Below are 13,838 nucleotides of genomic sequence, written 5' to 3' on the forward strand. Positions count from 1 at the left end.
AACCGGCACCCTAAGCACCCGCCCGCGCTGGCACGCAGCGGGTGTGTTCGGCTAGACAACGTGACGAGCGTCCCAGGAGGATCGCTACGGGTTTCGGGATTTCGCTCGCGGGGTAGAAACGCTGCGCGACGGTCGAAGACGAGGTGGACGTGACAAACGGCAAACAGCCGGCGGTGGACGAGATCGGCCCGCTGGACGACATCGAGGTACGCCTGGGCGCCGATCTGGCCCACCTGCCGATCATCCGCGCCCTGGTCTCCAATCTCGCCGTCCGCGCGGACTTCGACCTCGACACCATCGCCGACCTCCGGCTGGCCATCGACGAAGCCTGTTCGACGCTGATCACCCGCGCCGCCACCGGCAGCCTGCTGACCTGCCGGTTCGTCCTGGAGGACGGGCAGCTGCGGTTCCGCGGCACGGTGCCGTCGGCCGACGGGGAAGCACCCAGCACCGGCTCGTTCGGCTGGCGCGTGCTCACCACGCTGGCCGATTCGGCCGCCAGCTGGGTGGACCAGCCCGCCGGTGGTGAGCAGGTCGTCCACATCGAACTCGCCAAGCGTCGCGCCGACGTACGGCCGGGCGCGTGACGGGTATCCAACCGCCGGACAGCAACGGGTACGAGCACCTCGCACCACTGTTCGGCGAGATGGCCGCGCTGGCCGAGGACGATCCCCGGCGCGCCGAGGTGCGGGACAAGCTGGTGACCGGCTACCTGCCGCTGGCCGAGCACATCGCCCAGCGCTTCGCCGGTCGCGGGGTGGCCAAGGAGGACCTGGTCCAGGTGGCCAGGGTCGGCCTGATCAACGCGGTGGACCGGTTCGACGCCGAGCGCGGGTTCGACTTTCTCTCCTTCGCCGTGCCGACGGTGATGGGTGAGGTGCGGCGGCACTTCCGCGACACCGGCTGGGTGATCCGCGTGCCTCGGCGGCTCAAGGAACTGCACCTGACGATCAGCAACGCCAGCACCGAGCTGGCGCAGCGCCTCGGCCGCGCGCCGACGCCGAGCGAGCTGGCCGCGCACCTCGGCATCGACAAGGACGAGGTGTACGAGGGCCTCGAAGCGGGCAACGCCTACCACTCGATGTCACTCGACGAGGTGTTGTCCGGGGACACCGACAACGTCTCGCTCGGGGACACGCTCGGCGAGGAGGACAGCGCGCTCGCGGACGTGGAGAACCACGAGATGCTCCAGCCGCTGATCCGCGACCTGCCCGAACGCGAGCGCAAGATCCTCGCGCTGCGGTTCGTGCACAACCTGACGCAGACGCAGATCGCGGAGAAGATCGGCGTCTCGCAGATGCACGTCTCGCGGCTGCTGGCCCGCACGCTCACCCAACTCCGTGAAGGGCTCAGCCACCGCCCCGGCGAATGAGAGTACGCTTCGTTCACAAAGTTGTGAAACTTCATGAACGGGGGAATCGGCGATGGTGCGGGTGCAGCTCAGCGGGACCAAGGAGACGATGCTCGCCACGCTCTGGGGGCGGGCGCTGGACAGCCGGTCACCGCGGCCGGTGCTCGGGGACACCGCGGCGGACGAGGCGATCGGCAGGCTCGACTACGACTTCGGCAAGCTGATGAAGCCGAGCATGGCGCTGAGCGTGGCGCTGCGCGCGAAATCGATCGACACCATGGCGCGCGACGCGCTGGCCGCCCGGCCCGGCGCGACCGTGCTGCACCTCGGTTGCGGCCTGGACACCCGGGTCTTCCGGCTCGACCCGTCACCCGAGACGCGGTGGTTCGACGTGGACTTCCCGGAGATCGTCGAGCTGCGCCACCAGCTGTGGCCCGAACTGGACGAGCGGCCGGGTTACCGGGTGATCGCCTCCTCGGTGACCGACCGCGCCTGGCTGGACGAGGTGCCCGCCGAGCAACCGGTGGTGGTGATCGCCGAAGGCCTGACCATGTACCTGCGTGAAGCCGAGGTCAGGGAGCTGTTCGGGCGCATCACCGAGCGGTTCCCCGGCGGCGAGTTCGTCTTCGACCTGTTCAGCAGGCTGGGCATCAAGGCGCAGAAGATCAACTCGGTGGTGCGCAAGAGCGGCTCGACCCTCTACTGGGGTCTCGACGACTCACGGGAGCTGTCGGACTACGGCCTCGAGCTGGTCGAGGAACGCATGGCGGCCCAGTTCGCGTCCGAAGAGGACCTGGGCCGGGTGGGCACGGTGCCGCGTCTCCAGCTCAAGGCGTTGCGGTGGTTCCCGGCGGTGAACAGGATGGGGCGCATAGTCCGCTGCCGGTTCTGACGTTTTCGCGGGGGTGCGCCGATGAAGGTCCAGCGTGAGCCGATGCTGGCCACGCTGTCCGACCGCCCGTTCACCGATCCGAACTGGATCTTCGAACGGAAGCTGGACGGCGTGCGGGCGCTGATCGTCCGCGAGAACGGCGGCGAGCCGCAGCTGTGGTCGCGCAACCAGAAGCTGATGAACGGCGCGTACCCGGAAATCGTCAAAGCGCTGGCCACGCAGGGCGGCCCGGACTTCGTCGCCGACGGCGAGGTGGTGGCCTTCGACGACAACGGCCACACCAGTTTCGCGCGCCTGCAGCACCGGATGCACCTGCGTGATCCCAAGGCGTCGGTGGCCACCGGCATCGAGGTTTTCCTGTACCTGTTCGACCTGCTGGCCTTCGGTGGCATGGAGGCGACCAGCCTGCCGTTGCGCCAGCGCAAGCAGCTGCTCGCCGACGCGTTCGACTTCGACGACCCGCTGCGGTTGTCCGAACACCGCGACACCGAGGGTGAGAAGTTCCTCGCCGAAGCCCGCGACGAGGGCTGGGAGGGGCTGATCGCCAAGCGCGCCGACGCGCCCTACCGCGCCGGGAGGTCATCCGACTGGCTGAAGTTGAAGTGCGTGCGCGAGCAGGAGGTGGTGATCGGGGGCTACACCGATCCGACCGGGACCCGTGCCGGGTTCGGCGCGCTGCTGGCTGGGTACTACGAGGGGGAAGTGCTCCGGTACGCCGGCAAGATCGGCACCGGTTTCGACCAGCGGACGCTGCGCGAGCTGCACGCCCGGTTGCGGGAACTGTCCAGACCGGACTCCCCGTTCACCGGCGAGGTGCCCGAGCGGCGGCCACACTGGGTGGAGCCGGAGCTGGTGGTGCAGGCGGGCTTCGCCGAGTGGACCTCCGACGGCCGGATGCGCCACGCCCGGTACCTCGGGCTGCGGACGGACAAGGCACCGCGGGAGGTGGAGAGCGAGATGCCCGCCCTGGACGTGAAGACCACGCGGCTGGACAAGGTGTACTACCCGGCCGACGAGGTGACCAAGGGCGAGGTGATCGAGCACTACCGGACCGTGGCCGAGGTGATGCTGCCCCACCTGCGCGGACGGCCGCTGACCATGCGCCGCTACCCGCACGGCGTCGGCGGGGAGAACTGGTTCCAGAAGGAAGCGCCGTCGCACTGGCCGGACTGGATGCGCACCGAGGACGTGCCGCAGCACGACGGCAAGGGCACCACCCGGCACGTGTTCGCCGAGGAGCCGGAAACCCTGGTCTACCTGGCGAACCAGGCCGCGCTGGAGTTCCACATCTGGACCTCGTCCTGGGAAGCGCTGGACCACCCGGACCTGGTGGTGATCGACATCGACCCGCCGAACGGGACCGCGGTGGACTCGCTGCGCGAGGTGGCCAGGGCGGTGCGTGAGCTGTACAAGGCGGTCGGATTGACCGCGTACGTGCAGGCCACCGGCGGTCGCGGGTACCACGTGGTGGCGCCGCTGGATCGCTCCAGTCCACATGAGACCGTCGTGGCGTTCGCCCGCGAGGCGGCCGACTTCCTGGCGTCGAAGGCGCCGGCCATGCTCACCACGGAGTTCCGGAAGAACAAGCGCGGCAAGCGCATCTTCCTGGACACGGCCAGGAACGGGTACGCGCAGACCTTCGTCGCGCCCTACTCGCTGCGCGGCCGCCCCGGCGCGCGCGTGGCCACCCCGCTGGACTGGGACGAGCTGGGCCGGACCGAACCGGACGCCTACGACATTCCGAAGCTGCGGCGCCGGCTGGCGCAGAAGGCGGATCCCTGGCAGGACATGCACGAGCACGCGGGCTCGGCCGAGGCGGCGAGGGCGCAGCTCGCCGAGTTTTCCTAGAACGGTATTGGAGGCTGGCGATGGCGCGACCGATCTGGTCCGGTGCGGTGAACTTCGGCCTGGTCACGGTGCCGGTCGAGCTGTACAGCGCGACCGAGGACCACACCGTCCACTTCCGGCAGTTCGAGCGCGGCACCTCGGACCGGATCCGGTACCGCCGGGTGAACGAGCGGACCGGCAAGGAGGTCGACTACAGCGACATCGTCAAGGGTTACGAGCTGCCCGACGGCGACTACGTGCTGATCGAGCCGGAGGAACTGGACGAGATCGCGCCGGGGCGGTCGCGCGCGCTGGACATCGAGGCGTTCGTGGACCTCGACGAGATCGATCCCGCGTACTTCCAGAAGACCTACTGGCTGACGCCGTCGAAGGAGGAGTTCGAGCGGGCGTACACGCTGCTGCTGGCCGCGATGGAGAAGACGAACAAGGCGGCGATCTCGAAGTTCGTCATGCGCGGCAAGGAATACCTGGCCGCGGTGCGTGCCGGCGACGGCGTGCTGGTGCTGAACACGCTGCACTTCCCGGAGGACCTGCGTGATCCGGCGAAGGAGCTGCGGAAGCTGCCATCGAAGCAGAAGCCGCGGGGCAAGGAGCTGGACATGGCGGTGGCGCTGGTCGATTCCATGTCCGAGCCGTGGAAACCCGAGGAATACCACGACACCTACACCGCGCGCGTGGAAAAACTGGTACGGGACAAGAAGGCCGGGCGCACGGTCACCCCGGAGGAGGAACCCGCCCAGGCGACGCAGGTGGTCGACCTGTTCGAGGCGCTGCAGAAGAGCGTGAAGGGCCGGAAGCCCGACGCCGCGTCGGACACGGCCGCGGACCTGTCCTCGCTCAGCAAGGCCGACCTCGACAAAATGGCCCGCGACCTGGACATCAAGGGCCGCTCGAAGATGACCCGCGCCGAGTTGGAGAAGGCGGTCAAGAAGGCTTCTTCCGGCTCGCGGAAGCAGAAGAAAGCTTCGTGACCGACTGCGCGATCTGCGCCAAGCACCGCGGCACCGGTCCGCTCGTGGGCCCGGTCCTCTGGGAGGACGACCTCCTTGTGGTGTCACACCGGCCGCTCGGCGACCTCGCGTTCCCCGGTTACCTGTTCGTCGAGACCAGACGGCACGTGGCAGCCCTCGACGCGCTCGAACCGGCTGAGGTCGGCGCGGTGGCGCGAGCCGCCTGGCTGGCGGCACGCGCCCTGCGCGCCGAACTCGCCCCGCAGCACGTCTTCTCCGCGATCGCGGGTCGTCAAGTGGCGCACTTCCACCAGCACGTATTCGCCCGCCACGCGGGCACGCCCGAGCACATCGGCTGGATGGACCCGTGGCCGGGCGCACCGCGAGTCACGGCAACCGAACTCGACGCGTTGTGCGCACGGTTGCGCACCCATTTCGGTTGACTCAGCGCGTTTCCAGCACCTGCGCCAGGAACCGGTGCAGCTTCTCTTCCAGCCGCGCGACGCGTTCGTCCAGCGTGACGGTCTCGTTCGCCTGCGGGGTGTCCGGCTTGAGCTTGCCGCGCAGGTAGTCCGAGCAGCGCAGGTTCGCGCACAGGTACAGCCCGAGCGTGTTGCCGTCCTTTCCGGACTTGCCAGCCCGGCGCGCGGAGAACAACGCCACGTCGACCAGCCCGTGCGTGGTCATGCACAGCCCGCACATCCCGCTGCGCAACCGGCTCTTCGGCGGCTCGGTCGCCCGCAGCGACAGGCCGACCACCTCCCCTTCGTGCCGCGCCACCAAATACGCGCGCTGCGTTGCCCGCGGATCCCGCCACGCCAGGAAATCCAGCTCCGACCAGCGGAGCTCCTCCGTCCGGGCCGGTAGCGTCAGTCCCTTCGCCTCGCCCTTCGAGCAGTTGACGAACGAAGCCCTGATCTCGGCCTCTGTGAGCGGTTCCACCGCGTTTCCCCTTTCCGGCTACAACGACCGGCCAGGGTAATTTCCGTCGCGAAGCGCGGCCACGCATTTTCGCCGCGTGCGCTCCGTAGGATCATCCCGTGCGCACCGGCCGCCTCCGCCAGAGTCTCCCTCCGCGGTTCCCCCTGCTGTTGCGCACCAGCCTCGGCTTCGCCGCGCTCGGCGTCGGCTCCAGTGTGTGCGGTTCCGGCGTGGTTTTCCTCCTTCTCCTGCTCCAGGGCATTCCGCACGACGTCGGCGAGCACGGCTGGACCATGCTCATCTGCGCCGCCGCGTACATCCTGTTCTCGCTGCTCGCCGGTTCACTGTGGACGGCGCTGCTGCAGCGGCGGACCGCGGTCTGGTTCCTCTTCGACCGCGAGCCGTCCGAGGACGAGGTCCGCCGCGCGCTCCGGATCCCGATCGATCTCGCGCTGGTCAGCGGCACTTTGTGGCTGGCTGGTTCGGTGGTGCTCGGCACGCTCGCCTGGGTGCTGGGCTCGGTCTGGGACGCGCTGGGTGTGGGATTGGTCATCCTGCTCGGCGGGCTGACCACGGCGGGCCTCACCTACCTGCTCGCCGAGCGGCTGGCCCGGCCGGTGATGACGGTCGCGCTCAAGGCCCGCCCGCCCGACGGCACGCTTTCGGTGACCGTGCTCACCCGGCTGGTGGTGACCTGGGCGCTGGCCAGCGGCATGCCGATGCTGGGCGTGCTGCTGGTGGTCCTGCCGCCGAACCTCGGCAGCCGCGATCCCGGCCCGAGCCTGGTCCTGCTTTCCGTGCTCGGCCTGGTGCTCGGGGCCGTCACGACCGCGTTGCTCGCCCGCTCGGTCGCCGCACCGCTGCACCAGCTCAAACTGGCGCTGGACCGGGTCGCCCGCGGGCGCACGGACGTGCGGGTCCCGGTCGACGACTCGAGCGAGATCGGCAAGCTCCAGGCTTCGGTCAACGACATGGTCGACGGCCTGCGTGAACAGGCCCGGCTGCGTGACCTGTTCGGCAGGCACGTGGGCGCGGACGTGGCGCGGCACGCGCTCGAATACGGCGCCTCGCTGTCGGGTGACGTGCGCGAGGTGACCGCGTTGTTCGTGGACGTGGTGGACTCGACCGCGATGGCGTACCAGTCGCCGCCGGTCGAGGTGGTGCGCAAGCTGAATCGGTTCTTCGCCTCCGTGGTCGACGCCGTGGGCACCCACGGCGGGCTGGTCAACAAGTTCCAGGGCGACGCGGCCCTGTGTGTTTTCGGTGCGCCGACGCGCCTGGCCGATCCGGCGACGGCGGCGTTGCAGGCGGCGCGGGCCATCCGCGACTCCGTGCGTGACGCCGGTGAGCTGGACCTGGGCATCGGGGTGGCCAGTGGCCGCGTGTTCGCCGGTCAGCTCGGATCGAGCAGCCGGTTCGAGTACACGGTGATCGGCGATGCGGTGAACGAGGCCGCACGCCTCACCGACAACGCGAAGAAGGTGCGCGGGCGGATCCTGGCCAGCCAGACCGTGGTCGAGGCCGCCACCACCACCGAACGCACCCGCTGGCGCCGTCACCGGCGCCTGCAACTCCGCGGACGTAAACAGCCTACGGTGACCTACACCCCGACGGCCTGAGTTGTCCACAGGCGGCTAGTTGTCCACAGGCTGCGGCCCGACCGGCAGCGAACCCCGCCCTCACCGAGGCAAAGTCAAAGCGTGCTTCGAGAAATCCCGGCCGTCACCACGGCCTCACACATTCGCCAGAGCGGGCCAGCGCAGCAGCGTGGCGCCCCAGGTGAGGCCCGCGCCGAAGGCGCTCAGCAGCACCCGCTGCCCGGCGAGCAGCGTGCCGTCGCGCTGCGCGTCGGCCATCGCCAGCGGGATGGAGGCGGCGCTGGTGTTGCCGGTCCGCTCGATGTTCACCACCAGCGCGTCCTGCGGCAGGCCGAGGTACTTCGCGGTGGTCTGCAGGATGCGGATGTTGGCCTGGTGCCCGATGAACCGGTCCACGTCGCCGACGGTCCACCCGGCCTGCTCCAGCACGCTGCGCGAGGCCTCCGCCATGCGCGTGCCCGCCTGCCGGAACACGGCCTGGCCGTGCATGTCGAGAAAGTAGTCGTGCGGGTTGTCCGAACGCCGCTGCTTCGCGCCGCCCGCGGGCACCATCAGCAGTTCGGCCAGCCCACCGTCGCTGTGCAGGGCGAACGGGCCGAGCGCGCCGAGTTCGTCGGCGTCGCCGGCCCGCAGCACCACGGCACCCGCGCCGTCCCCGAAGATCGGCACGGTGCCGCGGTCGTCCGGATCGACCAGCGTGGTGAAGGTGTCCGCCCCGATCACCAGCACCCGCCGCGCGATCCCGCCCGCGATGAACCCGCTCGCGGTCGCCAACGCGTAGAGGAACCCGCTGCACACCGCGTTCACGTCGACCGCGTTGACCTCACCGAGGCCGAGCCGCGCGGCCACCTGCGGCGCGCTCGCCGGGCACACCTGGTCGGGTGTGGCGGTGGCCAGCACCACCGCGTCGACCTCGGTCAGCCCGGCCGAGTCCAGCGCCTGCCGCCCGGCGGCCACCGCCATGTCCACAGTGGACGTTCCAGGGTCGGCCACCCGCCGTTCGGCGATCCCGGTACGGCTGCGGATCCACTCGTCGGAGGTGTCGAGCCTGGCGGCGATCTCCTCGTTGGCGAGCACGCGCGGCGGCAGCCACGCGCCGAGTCCACACAGCACGGCGGCCACTACAGATTCCTCCACCGGCCAGAGGAAGGGAAAACCTGGCCGCCCCTCTCTTTTAAGACCTACCTCTCGGTATACCGGCGGGTTGTGTCCCAGGTCTCATCTCGAATAGTTTTCGTATTCGCTGCCTTAGCACGGAACTCACCCGAGAAATGCCAGTACCGCGAGAACCCGCCGGTGCCCGGCCTCGTCCGGCGGAAGATCGAGTTTCGCGAAAATGTTGCCGACGTGCTTGTGCACCGCCCGGTCGGTGACCACCAGCCGCCGCGCTATTTCCCCGTTGGCGAAGCCCTGCGCCATCAGCTCCAGCACCTCGCGTTCCCGCGCGGTCAGCGCCGCCAGCGGATCGTGGCGCTTGGTCAGCAACTGCGCGACCACCTCGGGGTCCATCGCGGTACCCCCGGCGGCCACCCGCTCGAGCGCGTCCAGGAACTCCGCCACCCGCGCGACGCGGTCCTTCAGCAGGTAACCGACGCCACCCTCGCCGCTGGACAGCAGCTCACCGGCGTAGGTCTGCTCGACGTACTGCGAGAGCACGAGCACCGGCAGCCCGGGCGTCTCGCGCCGGGCCCGCAGCGCCGCACGAACGCCCTCGTCGGTGAAGGACGGCGGCAGCCGCACGTCCACAATGGACACATCGGGCCGGTGCCGTGCCGCCGCCTCGACGAAGGCCGGGGCGTCGGTGACCGCGTCGACCACCTCGTGCCCGGCGGTGCCCAGCAGCAGTTTCAGGCCTTCGGCGAGCAGGACGTTGTCCTCGGCGATCAGGACACGCACGGGCAGTCCATCGCCACCACCGTCGGGCCGCCGACCGGGCTGTCCACCACGAACTGGCCGTCCAGCGCGGCGATCCGGCGCCTCATCCCGGCCACGCCGGTGCCCCTTTCCTCGTTGATGCCGCCGCGCCCGTTGTCCAGCACGACCACGCTCAAGGTATCGCCGATGCGCGTCACGGTGACCTGCGCGCCGGTCGCGCCGCTGTGCTTGACCACGTTGGTCAGCGCCTCGTTCACCACGAAGTACGCGGCAGCTTCCACCGGGGCGGGCACCTTGCCGAGCGAGGGCACGTCCAGCTCCACCGGCAGCGGGCAGTTCGCCGCGACCGCGGCCAGCGCGCCTTCCAGCCCGCGGTCGGCCAGGATCGGCGGGTACATCGAGCGCAGCACGCCACGCAGCTCGGTCATCGCCTCCTCGGCCCCTTCCCGCGCCTCGGCGAGCAACGCGGCGACGGCCTGCGGATCCCGCTCGAGCTGCTGCTCGGCGAGGCCGAGCCGCATCGCGATGGACACCAGCCGGGCCTGCGTGCCGTCATGCAGGTCGCGCTCGATCCGCCGCAGTTCGGCACCATGCGCGTCGACGGCTCCGGCGCGGGTCTCCTCCAGCGTTTCGACCCGCTCGGTCAGCTGTTCCCTGGTCGACGGCGCCAGCAGCAACGCCGAGATGCGAGCGCTCAGGTCGGCGATCCGCGGCGTGACGAAGAAGGCGAGGCCGAGGCACAGCACCAGCTGCACAAGCCCGAGCCCGGCCGCGCTGCCCCAGCTGGTCACCGGGATGTTCGCGATCACTCGCATCGGATCGTCTTCGGGGAAGAGCCACCACAGCGAGATCGCGGGCACGGCGAGCACCGGCAACACCGCCAAGCCGATGCCGAGCGTGCCGAGCACCAACCCGGCGAACATGTTCGCCGGCACCCAGCGCAAGTCGCGGAGCGTGGCGGGATCGGCCAACTGGGCGCGCAGGTTACCGGCGGCCCCCTCGTGGCCAGGGATCTCCCGCCCCAGCCGGGCCCCCGCACGCCACCGCTCGAAGTCGGCGATCTGGCCCAGCCACCGCAGCTCGTGCGGCAGGGCCAGCAACCCGATGCCCAACATGCTGACCGCGGCGGTGAAGAGCAACACCGGCACCCCCACCGCGGCGGCGATCCCCGTGGCCAAGGTGCCAAGGTTGTACCGAAAGGCCGCAACCACCCGGCGCCATGCGTTGTCCATACCGCCGATTCTTCACCCGTCCCGCCGCCCGCGCGGTAGCACCAGCTACACCATCCGCCCAGCCACCCCATCCCACCGCTGCCAGCCCCTCACCGAACCCGCACACACCACCGCCTCTCTCGCTGAGCGTCGCCTGCATCTAGTGCTCTGTCCATGAACGTTGGCCGGTTTGGTGACACGCCGGTCAGCGTTCGGGGTGGGTGATCGGCTTGCCGTCAGGCTGGATGGATGGCAGATCCAGTCCGGGTGCGCAGGCTGACCGATCATGAAGGGCAGCGGCTGCAGCAGATCGTGCGAAGAGGAACAGGCTCCGCGGTGCGGCTGCGCCGGGCGATGGTGGTGCTCGCCTCGGCCGGCGGTAACACTGTCCCGGCGATCGCCCGGCTGGTCCAAGGCGACGAGGACGCGATCCGCAATGTGATCCATCGGTTCAACGAGACGGGCATGGCCAGTCTGGACCCTCGGTGGGCGGGTGGCCGTCCCCGCCTGATCAGCCCTGAAGACGAAGCCTTCATCGTCGCGACGGCCACCACGCGACCCGAAGCACTCGAGCAGCCCTTCACCCGCTGGAGCCTGCGCAAACTCGCCGCCTACCTGGCCCGCAACCCGCGGCGGGTGGTGCAGGTCGGACGGGAACGGCTGCGGCAGTTCCTGCACAAACACGAGATCAGCTTCCAGCGCACGAAAACCTGGAAGGAGTCCAACGACCCGGACCGTGACACCAAGCTGGCCCGGATCGAGCACGTCACGAACTCGTTTCCAGACCGGGTGTTCGCCTTCGACGAATTCGGGCCACTGACCATCCGGCCACACCCGGGTGCCGGCTGGGCTCGACAAGCACATCCGGACCGGCTGCCCGCGAACTATCACAAACTGCACGGAGTCCGGCAGTTCCACGGCTGCTACTCCGTCGGCGACGACACCCTCTGGGGTGCGGTCCGCACGAAGAAATCCGCCGCGAACACCCTGGCCGCCCTCAAATCCGTCCGCTCCGCACGCCCGGACGGGGCACCGATCTACATCATCCTGGACAACCTCTCCGCCCACCGCGGCCGGCCGATCCGCAGCTGGGCGGCCCGTAACAAGGTCGAGTTGTGCTTCACCCCGACCTATTCGTCCTGGGCCAACCCGATCGAGGCCCACTTCGGGCCGCTGCGCACCTTCGTCATCGCTGGCTCCGACCATCCCAACCACCCAGTGCTGGCACGTCGGCTGCACGACTATCTACGCTGGCGCAACACCAACGCCCGGCACCCCGACATCCTTGCCGCGCAACGCCGTGAACGCGCACGAGTCCGCAGCGAGAAGGGCATCCGCTGGGGCGGGCAACACCTCACCCCAGCCGCCTGACCAACCCGGCGAACCTATCTGGACAGAGCACTAGCGGAGTGCGGAAGCCCCGTCCATCAACGCGTGGTGCACCTTGCCGTACATCGCGAACCGGTCGTCCCGGAAGCCCTCCACCAGGCGGACTTCCCACAGTGGACGGCGCCGGTCGAGCAGCGTGCTGTGCCAGCGGCCGGTCAGTTCCAGCAGCTCGCGCATGCGGCTGGGCGTGCTCTGCTGCGCGTACATGCTGTTCAGCCTGGACGTCGTCACCTGGCTGACCTTCGCCGGCTGGATGCTGTTCGGCCTGGTGCTCTACTTCGCGTACGGCATGCGGCGCTCGAAGCTGGCACGGTCATGAAGGTCATGAAGGTCGCAGTGTTCCAGGGCCCCGCTGACAGCGCGGACTTCCTGCCCCGGCTGGCCGGCGCGGCCGCCCGCGCGTCGGGCGCCGACCTGCTGGTCTGCCCGGAAATGGCGGCCACCGGGTACAACATCGGTGAGGCCGCCGAGGACCTGGCCGAGCAGGCCGACGGCCCCACCGCGCGCCGGGTCGCCGAGATCTGCCGTGCACACGGGCTGGCGATCGCCTACGGCTACCCGGAACGCGCACTCGGCACCGTCCACAACTGCGTCCAGCTGATCGACGCGACCGGGCGGGCGCTGGCCAACTACCGGAAGACGCACCTGTTCGGCGAGCTGGACAAGGCGCACTTCTCCCCCGGCGACCGCGCGGTGGTGCAGACCCGGCTGCGGCAGCACGGAACGCCGAAAGTGGTAGTCGAATTCGACGCCCTCAGCCCAAGCGGCGCAACCCACAGTGTTCACCGGCCGGGCGGGACGGCGGCGGAAGCACGACGGACCTCGGAGCGGTCGAGCAGCCTGCGCCGGACCACCCACGCCCGTCACCTCTCCACCGACCCCAACCCTTCACCGCCCTACTTCGCGCTGTTCTCCACCATCATGGGCGTCGCAGCCGACCGGACGAAGATCATTCCGGGCAACCCGTGCCGAGGTGTGCGGGTCGGGTCAGGCGAGTACGAAGAGGAACGTCTCGTCGCCAGCCCCGTGCAGGTCCTGCGAGCCGCGGTGCGCCTGTACCAACGGCGCCGCGGCCGCCGCGGCGATCACCGAGCCGGGGCGCTTCCACCAGGTCGAGCTGGAGCTGGCGGGCGACTACCTGCCGATGAAGCGGATCGCCGAAATCCTGTCCGATGCTTGGGAAACGCCGTTGTCCGCGCCGGACATGACCGAGGACGAAGCCGTCGCCGGCGGGATGCAGCCGATGGGTGCTTCGCTCGAGTGGCTGAACCTCGTGGGACAGCCCGCCCGCCCGGAGTTCGCGGCCGAATTCGGCCTCCCGCTCCCCAAGTTCGACGACGAGGGCTCGGACTCGGCGGGTTCACCATGTGCTTGCTGGACGCCTACACCGGCGCCCGCTGGAGAGAACTCGTCGGGCAGCAACGCCACGAATACGACCCCGAAGGCAGCCGGATCCGAATCTGCGCGCCACTCAAGGAGGTCAGCGGGAAAGTGTTCAAGGGCGGCAGCCTCGCTATGCGCGCCGAGGGAGCGACCTCACACCCGACACCGACACGCCCAGGACGTCGGCGGCGCAAGGGGAAGAAGGGCCGCACTATGACCCCGGCCGGGACCCGATGGGGGCCTGCCGCCGAGCATCGCGACGTTCTACGCCCGACACCACCCCCTCACCGCCCCCACCGACGCCGCCCGCGCCACCGCCACCGCCCTCGCCGCCGCAACCGCCACCAACCCTCGCCACCGCCCGCACACCAACAGTCACCAGCCACGACGCTCCCCTAGGCGCCCACCAGCCGCCCCGAC

At 69.8% G+C, this 13,838-nt stretch carries 14 protein-coding genes and 1 pseudogene; 10 read left to right on the forward strand and 5 right to left on the reverse strand.

All coding sequences use genetic code 11. The features are described from left to right. Positions 1-149: 149 nt before the first annotated feature. From A4R43_RS28190 to A4R43_RS28215, 6 genes are read left to right on the forward strand one after another with little or no spacing between them, the layout of a single operon-like run. Positions 150-587 carry an ATP-binding protein gene (locus A4R43_RS28190; RefSeq protein ID WP_205215101.1) on the forward strand — a complete coding sequence of 146 codons (438 nt, stop codon included), beginning with the start codon at positions 150-152 and terminating at the stop codon, positions 585-587. Continuing rightward, complete coding sequence (locus A4R43_RS28195; RefSeq protein ID WP_269467509.1) at positions 584-1,372, forward strand: SigB/SigF/SigG family RNA polymerase sigma factor; 789 nt, start codon at positions 584-586, stop codon at positions 1,370-1,372. Before A4R43_RS28190 ends, A4R43_RS28195 begins: the two co-directional genes overlap by 4 nt. Positions 1,373-1,424: 52 nt before the next feature. After that, the gene (locus A4R43_RS28200) at positions 1,425-2,243 is read left to right on the forward strand and encodes a class I SAM-dependent methyltransferase (protein WP_113695064.1); all 819 of its coding nucleotides are present in this window, start codon (positions 1,425-1,427) and stop codon (positions 2,241-2,243) included. Positions 2,244-2,264: 21 nt separating this feature from the next. Then, positions 2,265-4,091 (forward strand): DNA ligase D, encoded by a 1,827-nt coding sequence (gene ligD, locus A4R43_RS28205; RefSeq protein ID WP_113695065.1) that lies wholly within the window; start codon positions 2,265-2,267, stop codon positions 4,089-4,091. A 20-nt stretch (positions 4,092-4,111) separates the two neighbouring features. Beyond that, entirely contained in the window at positions 4,112-5,062 is a 951-nt protein-coding gene (gene ku, locus A4R43_RS28210; protein ID WP_113695066.1) for a non-homologous end joining protein Ku, read from the forward strand. Further along, a complete protein-coding gene (locus tag A4R43_RS28215; RefSeq protein WP_236808327.1) occupies positions 5,059-5,484 on the forward strand; it encodes an HIT family protein in 426 nt (141 codons plus the stop codon). Before ku ends, A4R43_RS28215 begins: the two co-directional genes overlap by 4 nt. Position 5,485: 1 nt before the next feature. On the opposite strand, the gene A4R43_RS28220 is transcribed toward A4R43_RS28215, so the two are convergent. Next, the gene (locus A4R43_RS28220) at positions 5,486-5,983 is read right to left on the reverse strand and encodes an FBP domain-containing protein (RefSeq protein WP_113695067.1); all 498 of its coding nucleotides are present in this window, start codon (positions 5,981-5,983) and stop codon (positions 5,486-5,488) included. A gap of 98 nt (positions 5,984-6,081) precedes the next feature. Here A4R43_RS28220 and A4R43_RS28225 point away from each other — a divergent pair, with 98 nt between their 5' ends. Then, positions 6,082-7,581, forward strand: coding sequence for an adenylate/guanylate cyclase domain-containing protein (locus A4R43_RS28225; RefSeq protein ID WP_113695068.1), 1,500 nt, complete (start codon positions 6,082-6,084; stop codon positions 7,579-7,581). 114 nt (positions 7,582-7,695) lie between these two features. Here the strand turns inward: A4R43_RS28225 and A4R43_RS28230 are convergent, their stop codons facing one another. From A4R43_RS28230 to A4R43_RS28240, 3 genes are all read right to left on the reverse strand, one after another. Further along, complete coding sequence (locus A4R43_RS28230) at positions 7,696-8,697, reverse strand: beta-ketoacyl-ACP synthase III (protein ID WP_236808329.1); 1,002 nt, start codon at positions 8,695-8,697, stop codon at positions 7,696-7,698. Positions 8,698-8,820: 123 nt separating this feature from the next. Beyond that, positions 8,821-9,456 (reverse strand): response regulator, encoded by a 636-nt coding sequence (locus A4R43_RS28235; protein ID WP_113695069.1) that lies wholly within the window; start codon positions 9,454-9,456, stop codon positions 8,821-8,823. Then, positions 9,444-10,667, reverse strand: a complete 1,224-nt coding sequence (locus tag A4R43_RS28240) for a sensor histidine kinase (protein WP_113695070.1) — start codon at positions 10,665-10,667, stop codon at positions 9,444-9,446. The genes A4R43_RS28235 and A4R43_RS28240 overlap by 13 nt, the downstream gene beginning before the upstream one ends. A 246-nt stretch (positions 10,668-10,913) precedes the next feature. Between A4R43_RS28240 and A4R43_RS28245 the strand changes: the two genes are divergently transcribed. Further along, positions 10,914-12,017: an IS630 family transposase gene (locus A4R43_RS28245; protein ID WP_236808324.1), complete on the forward strand. Its 1,104-nt coding sequence runs from the start codon at positions 10,914-10,916 to the stop codon at positions 12,015-12,017. A 33-nt stretch (positions 12,018-12,050) separates the two neighbouring features. Here the strand turns inward: A4R43_RS28245 and A4R43_RS28250 are convergent. Then, positions 12,051-12,221: pseudogene (locus tag A4R43_RS28250) on the reverse strand (wax ester/triacylglycerol synthase domain-containing protein); the annotation flags it as partial. Between the two features lie 19 nt (positions 12,222-12,240). On the opposite strand from A4R43_RS28250, the gene A4R43_RS28255 reads away from it, so the two are divergent. Together A4R43_RS28255 and A4R43_RS44205 are read left to right on the forward strand one after the other, a co-directional pair. Next, positions 12,241-12,354 carry an amino acid permease C-terminal domain-containing protein gene (locus tag A4R43_RS28255; protein ID WP_335645112.1) on the forward strand — a complete coding sequence of 38 codons (114 nt, stop codon included), beginning with the start codon at positions 12,241-12,243 and terminating at the stop codon, positions 12,352-12,354. Next, positions 12,351-13,817 (forward strand): nitrilase-related carbon-nitrogen hydrolase, encoded by a 1,467-nt coding sequence (locus A4R43_RS44205; protein WP_236808331.1) that lies wholly within the window; start codon positions 12,351-12,353, stop codon positions 13,815-13,817. The genes A4R43_RS28255 and A4R43_RS44205 overlap by 4 nt, the downstream gene beginning before the upstream one ends. The last annotated feature ends 21 nt before the right edge of the window (positions 13,818-13,838 follow it).

Origin of the sequence: Amycolatopsis albispora (assembly GCF_003312875.1) — a bacterium.
GTDB classification, from domain to species: Bacteria; Actinomycetota; Actinomycetes; order Mycobacteriales; family Pseudonocardiaceae; genus Amycolatopsis; species Amycolatopsis albispora.

Excerpts from the sequence above, each read along its gene's own strand:
- A4R43_RS28240 (WP_113695070.1), bottom strand. The coding sequence starts at position 10,667 with ATGGACAACGCATGGCGCCGGGTGGTTGCGGCCTTTCGGTACAACCTT.
- A4R43_RS28200 (WP_113695064.1), top strand. The coding sequence starts at position 1,425 with ATGGTGCGGGTGCAGCTCAGCGGGACCAAGGAGACGATGCTCGCCACG.
- ligD (WP_113695065.1), top strand. The coding sequence starts at position 2,265 with ATGAAGGTCCAGCGTGAGCCGATGCTGGCCACGCTGTCCGACCGCCCG.
- A4R43_RS28255 (WP_335645112.1), top strand. The coding sequence starts at position 12,241 with ATGCTGTTCAGCCTGGACGTCGTCACCTGGCTGACCTTCGCCGGCTGG.
- A4R43_RS44205 (WP_236808331.1), top strand. The coding sequence starts at position 12,351 with ATGAAGGTCATGAAGGTCGCAGTGTTCCAGGGCCCCGCTGACAGCGCG.
- ku (WP_113695066.1), top strand. The coding sequence starts at position 4,112 with ATGGCGCGACCGATCTGGTCCGGTGCGGTGAACTTCGGCCTGGTCACG.